We start from the raw sequence: 15,943 nt of genomic DNA, 5'->3' as shown, positions 1-15,943 counted from the left end.
ACTGGAATACTGTCACGCCCATACTGAATATAACAAAATAGAATATCTGATAAAGCCATTTTGCAAGAGCAGAATGTTTCTCTTCAAAACATTTCCATATATTTCTTATATGATTCATCTGCGCTTCCCTCCAGCTCCTTTTAATAATTTTTCATATTTCTTATTATTTCTTCTGTTTCTGAAATATCCGCCAACTACTTTTTTTACTCCACGCATAAAGTGTCCATTCACAGCATCGACAATTCCATATACCATTTCCATACTGACTGCCCCGCCGGTCATCTTGGCAATACCTCTAAATGGCATGTTGTAAATAAATAGAATATTCAGATCTGGTTTCCCCTGTTCTTCACTCTTCTTTTTCATTTTTGTGAGACATCTATATATCAGTCTTGCAAGTCTGCTTTTTGCATAATACATCTGGCAGATTGCATCATTGATTTCCAGATTTCCACTCCATCTTCCGTTCGGTATCTCATGGCCAAGAAGTTCACGAAATTCCTCATCTGATATTTTCTGCACGATTCCTGTATAATAGTAAGGCATTTTTGCCGGATTATACGGATACCCTTTACTGTTTCCTGTTCTCTCGGTCATACCTGTTAAACGAATATCTGCAACACTGGCACCTACCATAATCTGATAAGTTCCTGTTTCTATTTCCCACTGTCCTGTTTTTATATTCCAATAACGGAATGTCTTATCATCAAAGGGAATTCTGATCTGTCTGCTTTCTCCTGCCTTTAAATAAACTTTTGCAAAACCTTTCAGTTCTTTTTCCGGTCGGAACACTATTGCATTAGGAAGTCCTACATACATCTGAACAACCTCAGCTCCATCTCTATCACCTGTATTGGTAACCGATACTTTGATTCCATCCTCTTCTATGATAAGATCAGAATATGTAAATTCCGTATAGGAAAGCCCAAAGCCAAATGGATATTGCACCCGAACTTTTGAAGTATCATAATAGCGATATCCCACATAAACACTCTCGCGGTATTCCGATGTTTTCTCATTACTTGGATAATATCGGAATGCCGGTGTCTGTTCATAAGACATGGGATATGTTTCTGCCAGTCTTCCTGATGGATTCACTTTTCCGGTCAGAATATCCAATGTTGCAGAAGCACCTGCCTGTCCATTCAGATAACCATGCAAAATCGCTTTACAGCAGGTATGCCATGGCATTTCAATCGCAGATCCTGCACTCAGTATTCCAATAATATTTTCATTCACTTTACTAATATCCTGCAGAAGATCTATCTGATCCTGCGGAATACGCATATGGGTTCTGTCCAGTCCTTCTGATTCGCTGATCTCATCAAGACCAAAACAGAAAATCACAATATCCGCGTTCATAGACAAATTTAATGCAAACTTTCTATCATTCTCATCTACATCTCCATTTCTATGATAGCCTCTTGTCATTCCCAAAATATTCAAATCATATTGCTGCAAAATCGATGACATATCTTCTACTTTTGTTGGATTGACCATAGAAGATCCTGCCCCCTGATATCTGGGTGAAAAAGCAAAATCTCCAATAACAGCGATGGATTTTTTGGTATCCAGCGGAAGAATCTGTTTTTCATTTTTCAGAAGAATCATGCTTTCTGCTGCTGCTTTCCTTGCCAGTTGATGATGTGCGTTTCTGTCAAAGTTTTTATCTGAAAGCTTCTTCCCTGATGTCAGTTCCATCACTGCATCCACCAGTTCTCCAACTCTTTCATCCAAATCCGCTTCCTTCAGCTTTCCATTTCGGACAGCAGCAATCACTTCCCTTGCAGAATCGTACCCACAGGACGGCATCTCCAGATTTGAGCCGGCAGCAACACCTTTCACATGGTCATTGCTTCCGCCCCAGTCTGTTACTACAATTCCATCAAATCCCCATTCTTTGCGCAAGATATCTGTCAAAAGATGTTTGTCCTCATTAGCATAAATCCCATTAATCTGGTTGTAACTGCTCATGATTGCTTTTGCGTGTCCTTCTTTAACAGCTATCTCAAAACCGGTCAGATAAATTTCTCTTAATGTCCGTTCGTCAACAACTGCGTCCATTGCCATTCTCCGAAGTTCCTGACTGTTAACCGCCAGATGCTTCGGGCAGGCATAAACGCCTTTACTTTGTATTCCACGAATATATGACGCTGCCATCTTCCCGGAAAGATATGGATCTTCTGAAAAATATTCAAAATTTCTTCCACATAATGGGCTTCTTTTAATATTTAATCCCGGACCAAGCAGGATATTTACATCCATACTTGCTGCTTCCTCTCCAAGAGCCTGTCCAATCTCTTCCCCCAGATCCTGATTCCAGCTGTTTGCTATCGTCGCTGCTGTGGGAAAACAAGTTGCATTCAAGGATGCATTCAGTCCCAGATGGTCTCCTGCCCCTGCCTGTTTTCTGATTCCATGCGGTCCATCTGAAAGAAAGATGGACGGGATGGAAAGCCTGTCAATTTCTCTGGTCTGCCAGACAGTTTTTCCACTGAGGATCGCTGCCTTTTCTTCTATTGTCATCTTTTCAACCAATTTTTGCTGTTTCATAATTGTTTTCCATCCCACTTTCATCCTTATTCAGCATTCTTTCTTTTCTTATATCCTCTGATTACCAGTACTTCCATTCCTGCCATGAAAAGTGCTATTACAATGTCGATACCAATTCCTGCTTTTTTCCAGTTTTCCATACCTGTTTCTTCGTGTTCTCCATCATAAGCCCAGCTGCTTACAACTGTATACATGACATTTTTGCAGGCATTTCTCATCTGAAGTACAGATGTTGGATGTTCCGGATTGGCTACATTGTTCTCTTCTCCGTTGAATGTGGACAGCATTGCATCTACCCCATTCGCCAAAGCTGCATCTGCATTCATAAATCCATGACCATTGTTTCGGAAGAAGTCTGTAAGCGCCATTCCCCTGAAGCCCCATTCATCTCTGAGAACTGTGTTCATAAGATTACTGCATTCTCCAGTCCATTTATCTCCAAGGAAACTCCAGGAAACCATAACCGCATTTGCGCCACCCTGTTTTACAGAGATTTCAAATGGTTTCAGATAGATTTCACGGATTGCCTGCTCATTTGACCAGACACTTACCATCTTTGCATTTCCTTCATACAGTGCGAAATGCTTAATGTAAGAATAAACTCCATATTTTCTTGCACCTTCTACTGCATTTGCACCCATATTTCCTGCAAGAACTCCATCTTCTGAAAAATATTCATAGTTTCTTGCTCCAAATGCGGTTCTATGAGTATTCATACCTGGTGCATACCAGCCCTCTGCACCCATTTCCTGACTGATCTTGCCCATGCATTCACCCCAGGCCTGTGCAAGTTCCTTATTCCATGTGGAGGCAACCACAACTTCAATTGGAAATCCAATAGAACCAACTCCTGTAAAGTTGTTATTAATTGCTGCTGGTCCATCGAAATCAAGTGTAGCCACTTTTCCCACAGAATCCATGGCTGCTGTCTGATAACCAGCCATTGCAATCATATTTGCCATTTCATCAACAGTAAGCTGATCCAGAAGTTTTTCCCAACGAGGGTCGTCATAATCAGCATCACGCATATCAGCTAATGTAAGTCCATTATCTGCTCCCGTTGTCGGCATTACATCCTTATCATTAAGGTATGTAGTCTTATCAAAGTTGCTGTTCAGATGATATTCGGAAACATATGGCTCACTCAGCTCTGCAGATGCCGGTGCTGCTGTAGCCTCTTCATAATTTGCAAAATGATCTGCACGTGACAGATATGTTATATCTCCTTTTGCTTCTTCAAATACATTTCCTGCGGCAGTATCATCTGATGCTCTTTTATTTTCTCCCTTATATACTACATCAGCATCTGCGGTATAAGTTTTCTGATCCAGCACAGTGTGTGAATCGCTGTTAATAGAGATTACATAGTCACCTTTTTCAAGAACATACGCTTTTGCATTATTCTCATCATAAGAGGCCATATCTTCTATACTAAATGTAACTGTAACAATCTGAGATTTTCCCGGCTGAAGCAGATCTGTTTTTGCAAACTCAATCAGATTTGCAGAAGATTTCTCAATTCCGCCATTTGTATATGGCGGTTTATAATACACTTCTACTACATCTTTTCCTGCAACATCTCCTGTGTTGGTTACTTCTACATCTACAGAAATCTGTCCGTCTTTTTCCTCCAGTTCACCCATTTTCTGTTCAAATTCTGTGTAACTCAGACCATATCCAAATGGATACTGTACAGTCTTGTCGTAATCAATCGCACCTTCCTGTGCAGCTGTTTCATAGTATTTATATCCTACATAAATACCTTCCACATAATTGGTAAATGCCGGAGCATACACCTGAGCAGTTCCTGCATTCATTCCCTCAACTGCCATATCTGCCAGATTTGTATACTCGATTTTTTCTGCATTATTCCACCACGGAGCAGTCGTCATATCATAAATAAATGTATCCGGTGTTTTTCCGGAAGGATTGACTTCACCTGAAAATACTTTACCAAGTGCATTAAATCCCACATTTCCTGTTCCCGGGCACCATACAACAGACTTAATCTGAGGATATTCATCTGCGAAACCAAGTTCAAACTGATTTGCGCCATTATAAAGGACAATAACATCATCAAAATTATCACAGACCATGTCTACCATGTCTTTTTCTGTCTGGGAAAGCTGTAAATAATGCTCTCCTTCCGGGAAATCGTCATACGCATCAGAGTTATTGTCATAAGCTGCTTTGCTTACATCCATCGGAATATCGTTATGACCTTCACCTGCTTTTCTGGAAAGAACCACAACTGCCACATCAGAATATTCTTTTGCACTTTCAATAAGTTCATCACTGTATGTATCTGCCGGTGGTTCTGGTAATGTCCAGCTCTGTTTCTGAATTGACATTTCCGGATTATCTGCACCATAATTATTATAAAAATCAACAAGATCCTGATTAATAGAAAATCCTGCATTTTCAAGTCCCTGATTCAGGCTGACAATATCATACAGATCATTGATTCCTCCTGAGCCAGCTCCTCCGTAAGCCGGATTAATAGATTCCCAGCCAAAAATATTCAGTTTTTTTGTTTCATTTAAAGGAAGCAGGCTTTCATTCTTCAGAAGAACAATTCCGTCTTCCATAATTTCTTCTGCTGCTTCCGCAGCTTCTTCATTTGTTTCATCGCTTAAAGTTCCATTTCCCGTTGCAAGTCCAATCAACGTAGCCATTGGTCCAAAACAGATCATATTCACGCAGACAACAACTGCAAGAACCATTGCGATCGCAGCTTCCCTTCTTATCAGAAATTTTTTGTCCCTGCACATCCTGCGGCACGCGATCATAATTACGATTCCAATTACAAGTGCAGCAACAATACCGATAATATACGGTTTGCACAACTGTAATACCGCCAGGACGTCTTCCATTTCAACACTGATCATTCTCTTCTCCTCCTTTTTATCTGTCCTGTAATTTCAGGAACTGTTTCCTGTTGACCTTACTATATCATATCTTTTTCATCGTGCCGGTTTTGGCACAACATGCAAAAATATGGCATGAAATGCAAAAAAACACCCAGAGCTTTACATTACTCTGGGTAAAAGAATCTTTAATTCAAACCAGTTCTGATCCACTCCAAAATCCACAGAACCATTATATTTCTCCACAGCAGTACGAATGCTTTTTAATCCAAATCCATGGTTTTGGCGATCTACTTTTGTTGTTGTAATCAGATCATTTTCATTTTTCTGAATTTTATCTTCACAATAATTTTCTATTTTAATAAAAACAAAACTCTTTTTTGCAGATACCGTCAGATGAATCAGTCTTTTTTCCACTTCCGGTATCATAATTACATGTTCAATTGCATTATCCAATGCATTTCCAAAAATGGAACACAAATCTGTTACATGTATAAAATCCAGTAACTTACCATCCGCTACACAGGTAATCTGTATGTAATTTTTTCGACAATGAAAAATTTTAGCTGCAAGAATTGTATCCAGCACCTGATTACCTGTTTTGCTCATATTTTCAAAGGCAGAGACTTCTTCCTCCATTGCATCAATCCATTTTTTACGTTTTTCTTCGTCTGATTCTGCACGAAGTGCTGTGATCTGATGCTTCAAGTCATGATATTTCATCTGTATGAGATCCAGACTGTCCTGATAATTTCGATACTGCTCATATTGACTTTTCAGGATCACATTCATTGCTGAAAGTTCTTTTTCGGCAATATACTCACTAATCCTGCTCTGATAAGCATGCAGGATTGCAATTCCTCCAAAATCAATCAGGGTTCTCATAGAAAAAATGTCTGCACGTTCTTTGCTTGCAAATGGTACATTTTCACTCAAAAAACTCAGATTACTGAACGCAAAGATTGTAACTGCCATGATTGCTGCTGCTACAACTTCTTTTACAGTCATCTGCTGAAGATAATCCTGTTTCAGATAATCCCTTTCCAGATAAATATCAATGACAAAACAACCACCGAAAATTATAATCGTAATCAAAATTTCAGTCCAGAAACTTTGAATTCCTCTCACCTGTACAATAGATACAATCTGCCACTGCAGAGAAGCAACAAACTCTGCCAACACAAATGCTCTGGCACAGCAATATCCTGCCCCAAGAGGTTTCATGCTTCCTCCAACCATAAGAAATACATACATTATAGCAACAGCAATAATCATACAGGGAATCCATAAAACCTCTGATACATTACCTGTCGCAACCAGAAAAGCACACTGCAATGCCAGCATAAGCAACACACCAATAAGAAAATGTGCAGATTTCATTTTTTCTCTTTTCAACATATAGAGATAAACCAGACACGCTCCCCACTCCGCAATTGCTGTATAAATTCTTGGAATATCCTGGTATAACATAACTTCCTCCGTTATCCGCCCAACAAAATTAATCCATGTTCAGATTTTGCAAAAGTTTATTCATAAATTCCTTTTTTCTAGTTCTGCTGACTGGTATATGTACACTATGAATCACACAGTCAGAACCAACAATGCCTTCTACATGATTCATGTTTACCAGATACCCCTTGGCGCACCGGAAGAAATTATGAACTATCAATTTTTCTTCCAGTTCCTTTAACGTAACTCTGGAACTGTAATCCCCTCTTAAAGTATGAAAAACTGCATTATGTCCCTGTCCTTCAATAAAATAGATATCTGCTATATCTGTTTTTACGATTCCTTCTCCAATCGTAATCATAAGAAATTCCTTTGCTTCAGAACGAATACGTCCAATTGCTTTATCCAGTTTCTGCGAAAAAGAAAAATACTCAACTGGTTTTACTACATAATCCATTGCATCAACTTCATATCCACGTACTGCATATTGGATCATATTTGTGATAAACATGATAATTACTTTCTGATCCATCTGACGGATTTTTTCTGCTGCTGTCATACCGTCCATAAACTGCATTTGGATATCCATCAGAATAATGTCAAAACCGCCACTGTAATTCTCTGTGATATCTTCTCCATCACCAAATACTGTAACCTTTATTGATTTTCCCCTTTCCGTTTGATATTTCCGGATATACTCTGTTAATTGTTTTACGTAAATTTCTTCATCTTCCACAATTGCAATCTGTATCATCCCATACCCTCCACAAGAATTGCATTTTTTGTAACTGTTCAATCACACAATATAGTTCCAGGTTTTTATTATTTTATAAATAATTTTTGTTTCAGTATATCACTGCTTTTTTCTTGCGTCAAGTGGATGTAATATTACAAATTACAGCTGTATAATCTGGTTTTCTTTTATCATATATCCACAGTAAATCTCCTCGTTCTTTAAATAGAAAGTAGAAATTCTGTTAAGTTTTCAATAGCATCTGGTTTTTCTGATAGTTCTTTCCCCATCAGTCCCTCTCTCATAATACTAGTATCCGCACTAAGAGATACAGCGACTCGACTTGAATTCCATACAGCTTCATACATCATTTCCTGATTCTCTTTTGTTACTTTATTGAGAACGTAATAAAATGGTTTTCTAATACTTTCCGATAATTCCCCGATTTTTTTGGAAAGCTGTAGGGATTCATAGGATGGATCTATAATTATCAATATCAAATCTACACCGTTATCAATTCCACGTCCAAAGTGTTCAATACCAGTCTCCATATCCATTAGCGCAAATTGGTCTTCTGTAAGCCTGAGATTTTGGATAACATCCCAAAAAATCCTGCTTTGGGATTCTAGACCTTACAAACTTTTCATCTTCATCATTTCTGATTTTATTTGCTATGACCTTTACTTCCTTTACACCCAATTCTTCTGCCAAACGTTTTACATTTTTATAAGTCTGAACACTTCTGGCCCCCGGCTCTATCACAACGATAAATTGATCCATTCCTTCCGTTGTTCCCCGTCCTAAATGCTCAAGTCCTGCTTCCATGTCCAGGATTACTATATCATCTCTATGTAAAACCAAATTATTAATAATTCGTTTCAACATTACATTTTCAGGGCATACACATCCGCCTCCCGCAGTTTCCACAGTTCCCAAAACCAGAAGTCGAACACCATTGTTTTCTTTTCCGTAAGTTTCAGGAATATCATCCACTTTTGGATTGACTTTATAAAAAGTATTACTTTTATCTGCACCTGTTCTCTCCTCAATCAACCTTCTCATTTTACTGATAGGCGTAATACTCTCCAGTTCTTCCTCTGAAAAACCCAGTGCAAGTCCAAGATTTGCATCTGGATCCACATCTACAGCAAATACTTTTTTCCCTTCTTCTGCATACAGCCGTGCTAATACTGCAGATATCGTAGTTTTCCCTACTCCGCCTTTTCCAGTTACAGCAATTTTCATCTGTTATCTCCTTAAATGCTTCTTACTCCACTTCCTCCAGTTCTGTTCCTTCTGGAAGAATATATCCGCAGTTATCACATACTCCGTCCTCTGCAAGTATCCCGTCTTTCACAAAGGCTTCAATGCCTCCCGATTCATGACAGCGTGGACAGTCTAATTCCTGTATCTTTTTCTGATTTCTTACATCCTGGCAATTGGCAAATTCAATTTTACCCATAGTGATTCCTCCATTTTCATTCCATATCAATTTGTCTTCGCAAAAAAGTTCCTACCATACGGGAAAAATTGCTGATATTACGAATATAGGCAAAGTCTTTTCCATAGATTCTCTTTTCCACGGAGAGCTCTTCTTCATTCCCTACAAAAATACCAATTACGAAAATTCCCTGATTTCTGGCCCGACGCACCTCATATGCAGTATCTTTCACAGCTCCTTCTCCGTCATAGATCTTGGGCTGGCGGGTTCCTGGTCGTTGTATGCTCATATCACAGGGTTTTCCATCACTTAATACGATTAAAATCTTATTTTTTTCCGGTCGCTCCATGAGAGAGGAACAGACTGTTTTCAGTGCAAGCCCATCTCTGTTATTGGCATACGCCCGAAATTGAAAGATTCTTTCATTTGTTTCCCTTGGATCTTCATAATCCCGAAATCTCTGAAGTACTGTATATCCCCAGAAAGCACAGTATCCTGTCACCCGATGAGGAATTCCTGCCTGGCTTAATGCTTCACTGATAATATATCCCTGCGCCGCTACCTGAGCCTGTCTGCCAGCCTGGGAACCACTGGAATCAATCAGGACGTCTATTACAAACTCAGAATCTTCTGATCTCTTTTTTCTATTAAATAACTTGTCATCGTCTGTTCTTCCAATTTTCCATAACCTCTCAGGAACAAGCTGCCCTGCATCAGATCTGCTGACAAAATCATCCTTTCGGATTATAAATGCCCGTTTCAATGACTCTGCCAACACAGAAATATTTCTTTTGATGATCCAGTGATTATTTCCATAATAGGCTTTATTTTTTTCAAACTGCAGCTGAGAAAAACGGTATTGATTATTTTTAATCACAGGGCTCTGTAAAATTCCATCTGTAAGATACAGGATACAGTTTTTGTGGATTCCTGTACAAAATTTCCGGTTGACTCTGGCCTGCTCCGGTTCACTTAGATACGATTTTCCGTAATTCAGTTCCACATATTCCCGTATCCGTCGCACTGCCTGTGGATTTATATTCTCCGAGCTTTCCGGAACTTCTTCATTTTCCGGAGAGAAATAAAATCTTTTTTTCTTTTTGTTTCTGATATCCAGACTCATCATCTTTTTTTTGATATTAGAAAGATATTTTTGAATGATGTCTTCCATCTGTTCATCTGTCATGCATTCCTGCCACGCGTCATTGGCCAATGCCATATCCGGTAAATTCAGAATCTTCTCCAGATTTCCATTCTTTTTTTCAAAAGAGGGATCCAGAACATGATTATAAATCTCATCTATCACGTTTATGACATCTTCCGTATTTTCTGCATCCTTCAGAGAAAGAATCTTGTACAATGCAATCTCTGCCTGCGGATCCATTCCCTTATCGTCTGTGTTCTTCAGAACATGCCTTATATACAGAAGCCTAATCCTGTGAATCAGGTCTGTTCCAGCATTATCTGATACCTGCTCTTCCTCGGCCTTTTCCAATTCTCCGAATGCCTGTTCTCTGATTTCCTTTGTTCCCAAACGTTCTCGAGTGATAAAACGATTCACTGCAGCATCCATGCATAATCCAGCAAGAGGCAAAAGCATATCTTCTCCAGCAGAAAAATGTATTTTTTTCATCAAATACATGCCAAGTTTCTTCTGGTCAAAATATCGTGCAAAGGCACCCTGCTTCACTGCCTCATATAGAACCGTTTGTTTTGAATAAACATATTTTTCTGTGTCCGGTTCAAATTCCATATCATAATCACCACTGACTGTCCAAAAAAGATTTCTGATACGATTGCTGACCTCCAGACGATGTTCTTCCAGTTGTTCCGCCGGCCATCTGATATCCTCCATACAAGTTTACCCCCATATGTCTTTTCCGGTCCAGGAAGATGGGATTCTGGTAGAAACCACATCTTCTATGATTTCTTTTTCAAATACATCAAAACTTTTATTTATGATCCCCATCTGGATTGCATCAATTGGAGAAAGTCCGCTTCTTGTGGCTTTTACAGCAGAAACCAATCCTCTCAGGTCAAGAGATTTTGTTGAGATTTCTCCATGATAAGCTTTGATCTGCAGATCCAGAAACAGTCCTGCAAAAGCTTTCAGTGCACTTTTTTCCCCATCTGGAAAATGTTGTCTTAATACAAAAAGGACACTATCCTCATCCATTTCAGGCATATCAATTACCATAAACCTTGAAACCAATGCTTCATTTAGCTCTCTGGTACCTGCGTAACCATAATTCATCGTGCCGATAAATCGTGTTGCCGGATGAAGTAAAATCCTGTTATATCCTGGAATATCGATTCTGCGCCGATGATCCAGCGTGGCATGCAGTACAGAAACCGCATCATTTTTTGCCATATTGATTTCGTCCAGGATTCCAAATCCTCCAAATTCCGCGCATTGGTAGATGGGGCCTTTCCGAAGGCGAACCTCATTATTTATAAAGGTATCCGTTCCAATCAGATCGGCACTGTCTGTATTTACATGAAAAGAAATGTCGTATTCCGGTCTTCCGAATATCCATGCCAGTGTCTCACATAGTACATTTTTCCCTGTAGCTTTCGCACCGGAAAGTAACAGGTTATCTCCCTGAAGAAGCGCTGCTATTGACATTTCCAGAATCTTTTTCCCATAAAATAGGATATCCGGTTTTTCTACCCGTTCCTTTACCTGATCCTCTACCTCATAACGCATGTGAAAATCTCTCAGTTCTCCAATCAGTTCCTGTGCTATCTTCTGGTCTTCTAAATATTTTTCTATTTCTGTCCAATGATCTCTCATGAAGATTTTCCTTTCTTTGCAATTAGTTATACCAAGTCAGATAATATTTCTGTTTACTCAATCATCAAACTTTCAATCCTCCAACTCACAATCCTAACTTCTTTACAATTTCTCCCAGTGCACTTCTTACAGGAGAATCTTTCGGAAGCTGTATGATCGGCTTTCCATCACAGTCATACTGATATACCTGGTCATCATGTGGTACAACCCCTAACAGTTCCAGTCCCTGATTTCGGATTTCTTCCAGAGTTCCGGCATCCAGTTTTCCATCTGGAACACGATTCACGATTAATCCAGTTTTCTGTGGTTTAAAGTTTAACTCCTTCATCAGCTTTGCAATACGTCCGGCTGCCTGAACACCTCTTCTGGAACAGTCACTTACAAGAATGGCAACTTCCATCATTGGCAGGATTCCTCTGCTGATATGTTCCATACCTGCTTCGTTATCAACCACAATATATGGATAATGGCTTTGCAGTTTCTGAACCTGGGTCTGTACAAGACCATTTACAAAGCAATAGCAGCCCTGTCCCTGAGTTCGCCCCATTACCATCAGATCATAATCATCTTCTTCTGCAATCGCATCAGAAAGACGCATTTCCAGATATGCCTGCTTCGTCATACCGGATGGGATCTGATATCGTGGGTCTACGCCTGCCCGCTCAATTTCTTCTCTCAGCTCTCCAAGTGTGATCTCCGGCTCCACACCAAGCACTTCATTTAAATTGGCATTTGCATCTGCATCCACGGCCAGAACCGGACATTTCCCACTTTCACACAAATACTGGACCAATAATCCACAAAGTGTAGTTTTTCCTACGCCGCCTTTTCCTGATATCGCAATTACATGTCCCATGTTTTTCCTCCTAATATTCTGAACAATCTGTTGACTTTTTCTTTAAATCTTATTATAGTTGTTACTATATAAATTACAATAATCAATCTGTGAGATTTGTATGGCTCCTCAACACATCAGAAAAATTGTTGAGGAATCATATGATACCAAATAATACAGGAGTATATAATGTCAGAAAAAACCAGAAAACAAGATCGCCGTACCCGCTATACCAGGCAAACCATAAAAGATACGTTCTTAGAATTGTTAACGCAGAAAAGTTTTACGAAAATTACAGTTACAGAAATCTGCAAAAATGCTGAAATCAACCGTGGTACTTTTTATCTTCATTACTACGATATCCATGATGTATTATCAGATATTTTTAATGATATGACTCAGGATATGTTAACAACTGTAGATCATTTATTCTGTCTAAATCAAAAAAGCTGTTCTTATCCATTCTGTCAGAAAATACAGATGGAATCACAATACAGGGCACTGTTTCTGGATGATGCAATTGCCCCCATTCTTCTGGAAAAATTAGCAGAAAATACAAAAGAAGGCTATGTGACCTGGCTTATGTCACACAGCCTCCTGACCTTTGAGCAGGCAGAATCGGTTTTTTATTTTCAAATGAATGGCTGCCTTTCCATCAACAGACTGATGCTCCGCAATCACTGTAATGACTGGAAACAGATTCAGACAACCATTGACAAATTTATCAAAGCCGGACTGGAAAGTTTTCTGATTCATGATCAGAGGGAAGAAAATGCTTCCGATAATTTTTGTAGCAAGATTTCTCCGACTGTTACTGCATCTTCTACACTCAGATAATGATCTGCATGATCTTGAAGAAATAGTTTTCCCGATGCAGGAAATTCTTCATCCGCAAACCATATCTTTAAAGTTACCGGATATCTTGGCAGAACTGGAAAAACAGCACACAGATCCGCCTTTGTCTCTGTGAATTCTGCACCCAGACTTGTACATGCTTTCTGAATTTTCTCAGGCTCTTTGTCCTGCAAAAGTTTTTCCAGTTTCTGCTCTGCAGTCCGGTCAAACTTGGTTCCTCGAATCAATCCATCTTTCAGGTTACCAAAAGTAATGAGCTTCTGTGAGCCTTCTGTTCCATCGGCCATATCCAGATAATGCAGCAATATCAGATAATGCCATTCATCCATATTTGAGTTAATACGAAACTCAGGGAGTTGAATTTCAATCGTTTCATAAAAACTCAGTACTTCAAGCACATTTCGGCTGCTATAAAAAACAGCTCCACTTTTTGCAGCAAGATCCTCTCCGGAACGATTTTGCAGCCGTTTTACTGCTGCCTGCAACATTTCCTGAAATGCACGATTTTCTGTTTGATTTTTGTATTCCATAAGCTCTCCTTTGTGAATATTTTATCGCATCATATAATAATCAATGTTTATGCAAGGATTTTGGTGGTTTCATAAATTTGTCTACGATCAGCATATTTATACCATCCTCCGTAAGTTTCATTCCTGTGTTGACTTTTCCTTTAAATTTCATTATAGTTGTAATTATATTATTTACAATCGTCAAAATAATAAATATGTCCAAGTTCTCAACACATTAAAAAGAGCTGTTGAGAACTTGGGATGTTTTTGACAAACCAGAAATATTTTGTCTCAAAAATGTGAAAGCAAAATCATTATATCATACTACAAGGAGTTTCTTATCATGAAATATTCAACGAAATTAAGCGATACTGTTCATGTGATGGTTCTGATTGCTATCAACCAGGAAAAATCTCTCTCCAGTGCCTCAATTGCAGAAAGTGTCCATACAAATCCCGGCTTTGTACGCCAACTTATGTTAAAACTAAAAAAAGCCGGACTTATGACCAGTGTAGCTGGACATGCCCGTCCTTCTCTTTCAAAACCAGCAGACCAGATCACATTACTGGATATTTATAAAGCAGTTGAAGGCGAGAAACCTCTGCTTCATTTAGATACTCATACCAACCCCGATTGCGGCATTGGCATTAATATTCAGTTGTCTTTGCAGGGATTCTATGATGAAATCCAAAAAACTGCTGAAGGAAAAATGAATACGATTACTTTACAGGATATCATAAATACCTATTATCAGCGAACATCCATGCAAAATAATTTGCAAAACATTATATGACAGGAGAAATAGGCAGGAAACATTTTGTGATAATTTTGGAAAACTCACTCCAAGAGTTCTCCTGTATCACTTGCTGCAAACTCCCTGATGCTCTGTACATGTCTTCCAGGCATTCTCCCTCATACAGCCGGAATGGATAATCATGAAACGGATATATTTCCTCAACAGGAATAGAAACAATCCCATTCACAGCCACTGGCGTATCCTTCACCGGATCCTAAGCAAGAAGATCCCGTGCGCCTGAAATACTTTTCTTTTTGGTGCATTAACTTAATTGACTCCTTTCAGATTTGACTAATAGATTTTCAGATAAAAAGAAAAAGCCGCTGACACGTTATCTTCTAACGCATCAACAGCTTCTATCCTGCTTTAATTCAGTGTATTATTCGGTTTTGTAAAGGTTTATTTGCTTTCAGCATTCTCCCTGATACGGTAATAATCATCCATATCAATGCCTATTTTCACCTTGGCATCTGGTATCTGGTTTTCGGTTGCTCAAGAGGCACACAGTTTCAACGATACTTTCGTTGTCCCAACAAAGTTCCTGTGTCTCTCTGTCTCCAAAATACACCGGAAAACGGAACTTTATGTGCTTCAGAAATCTGCCATCTGGCTGCTCCTGCTCATAAATATCCACCTGTTCTACAAAACTGTTAAGAAATTCTTTCTTCTCCAGGTCGGTGAACTTATCATATAGTTTATCAAAATATAAAAGAAATTGATAGACGTTTTCTTCTGATATTTTCTGTTGCCAGATATTCAGCAGGCGATTCTTGACTTCTTCTATACTGTTCTCCACGCCTTCAATCTCATCATACAAACGGTATAACCTTGTCTCCATATCCTGATATTTCTTCTCATAAAATTTATCCATGATATCCAGACTGTCCATCTGCTGTCCAAGTCTTCCTTTTGCTCCGGTCAGCTGCCTGTGCTGTTTTTCCAGTCTTTCAATCTCTTTTTCTATTTCTTCTGTATCTATTCTTGAACCGATTTTATTCAGAATTGCTTCTTCAAATTTAGGATTCTTCACCAGTTTCCGAATAACTTCTTCCACTGCATTGTTAATCTTCTCCTCGCTCCATTGTTTACGATATCCACATTTATGACCATC

At 39.0% G+C, this 15,943-nt stretch carries 13 protein-coding genes and 1 pseudogene; 2 read left to right on the top strand and 12 right to left on the bottom strand.

All coding sequences use genetic code 11. The features are described 5' to 3' along the window. Window positions 1-114: 114 nt before the first annotated feature. From WMO75_RS16145 to WMO75_RS16100, 10 genes are all read right to left on the bottom strand, one after another. On the bottom strand, window positions 115-2,553 hold the full coding sequence (locus tag WMO75_RS16145; RefSeq protein WP_349078510.1) for a glycoside hydrolase family 3 C-terminal domain-containing protein: 2,439 nt from the start codon (window positions 2,551-2,553) through the stop codon (window positions 115-117). Window positions 2,554-2,579: 26 nt separating this feature from the next. Next, complete coding sequence (locus tag WMO75_RS16140) at window positions 2,580-5,441, bottom strand: glycoside hydrolase family 3 C-terminal domain-containing protein (protein ID WP_349078508.1); 2,862 nt, start codon at window positions 5,439-5,441, stop codon at window positions 2,580-2,582. A gap of 141 nt (window positions 5,442-5,582) precedes the next feature. Further along, complete coding sequence (locus WMO75_RS16135; RefSeq protein ID WP_015542181.1) at window positions 5,583-6,890, bottom strand: ATP-binding protein; 1,308 nt, start codon at window positions 6,888-6,890, stop codon at window positions 5,583-5,585. A gap of 28 nt (window positions 6,891-6,918) precedes the next feature. Next, window positions 6,919-7,623, bottom strand: coding sequence for a LytR/AlgR family response regulator transcription factor (locus WMO75_RS16130; RefSeq protein WP_349078506.1), 705 nt, complete (start codon window positions 7,621-7,623; stop codon window positions 6,919-6,921). A gap of 200 nt (window positions 7,624-7,823) precedes the next feature. Beyond that, a complete protein-coding gene (locus WMO75_RS16125; protein ID WP_243111647.1) occupies window positions 7,824-8,159 on the bottom strand; it encodes an ATP-binding protein in 336 nt (111 codons plus the stop codon). Beyond that, window positions 8,137-8,847, bottom strand: coding sequence for an ATP-binding protein (locus tag WMO75_RS16120; RefSeq protein ID WP_118699391.1), 711 nt, complete (start codon window positions 8,845-8,847; stop codon window positions 8,137-8,139). The genes WMO75_RS16125 and WMO75_RS16120 overlap by 23 nt, the downstream gene beginning before the upstream one ends. Before the next feature lie 22 nt (window positions 8,848-8,869). Further along, entirely contained in the window at window positions 8,870-9,064 is a 195-nt protein-coding gene (locus WMO75_RS16115; protein ID WP_118699392.1) for a hypothetical protein, read from the bottom strand. A 16-nt stretch (window positions 9,065-9,080) separates the two neighbouring features. Then, window positions 9,081-10,898 carry a cobaltochelatase CobT-related protein gene (locus WMO75_RS16110; protein ID WP_349078504.1) on the bottom strand — a complete coding sequence of 606 codons (1,818 nt, stop codon included), beginning with the start codon at window positions 10,896-10,898 and terminating at the stop codon, window positions 9,081-9,083. Window positions 10,899-10,904: 6 nt separating this feature from the next. Beyond that, complete coding sequence (locus tag WMO75_RS16105) at window positions 10,905-11,837, bottom strand: AAA family ATPase (RefSeq protein ID WP_118699394.1); 933 nt, start codon at window positions 11,835-11,837, stop codon at window positions 10,905-10,907. An 85-nt stretch (window positions 11,838-11,922) separates the two neighbouring features. Next, complete coding sequence (locus WMO75_RS16100) at window positions 11,923-12,693, bottom strand: ATP-binding protein (protein ID WP_118699395.1); 771 nt, start codon at window positions 12,691-12,693, stop codon at window positions 11,923-11,925. Window positions 12,694-12,861: 168 nt separating this feature from the next. Here WMO75_RS16100 and WMO75_RS16095 point away from each other — a divergent pair, with 168 nt between their 5' ends. After that, window positions 12,862-13,509, top strand: a complete 648-nt coding sequence (locus WMO75_RS16095) for a TetR/AcrR family transcriptional regulator (RefSeq protein ID WP_118699396.1) — start codon at window positions 12,862-12,864, stop codon at window positions 13,507-13,509. On the opposite strand, the gene WMO75_RS16090 is transcribed toward WMO75_RS16095, so the two are convergent. Continuing rightward, window positions 13,431-14,057 (bottom strand): DUF3786 domain-containing protein, encoded by a 627-nt coding sequence (locus WMO75_RS16090; protein ID WP_118699397.1) that lies wholly within the window; start codon window positions 14,055-14,057, stop codon window positions 13,431-13,433. The genes WMO75_RS16095 and WMO75_RS16090 overlap by 79 nt on opposite strands. Window positions 14,058-14,379: 322 nt before the next feature. On the opposite strand from WMO75_RS16090, the gene WMO75_RS16085 reads away from it, so the two are divergent. After that, window positions 14,380-14,829, top strand: coding sequence for an Rrf2 family transcriptional regulator (locus tag WMO75_RS16085; protein WP_118064724.1), 450 nt, complete (start codon window positions 14,380-14,382; stop codon window positions 14,827-14,829). 448 nt (window positions 14,830-15,277) lie between these two features. On the opposite strand, the pseudogene WMO75_RS16080 reads toward WMO75_RS16085, so the two are convergent. Further along, window positions 15,278-15,943 (bottom strand): annotated as a pseudogene (locus WMO75_RS16080) (recombinase family protein); the annotation flags it as partial.

This window comes from Blautia intestinihominis, assembly GCF_040096655.1.
Taxonomy (GTDB): domain Bacteria; phylum Bacillota; class Clostridia; order Lachnospirales; family Lachnospiraceae; genus Blautia_A; species Blautia_A intestinihominis.
Note: the sequence above shows the minus strand (reverse complement) of the source record. Positions and strands in the feature narration are given on the sequence as shown.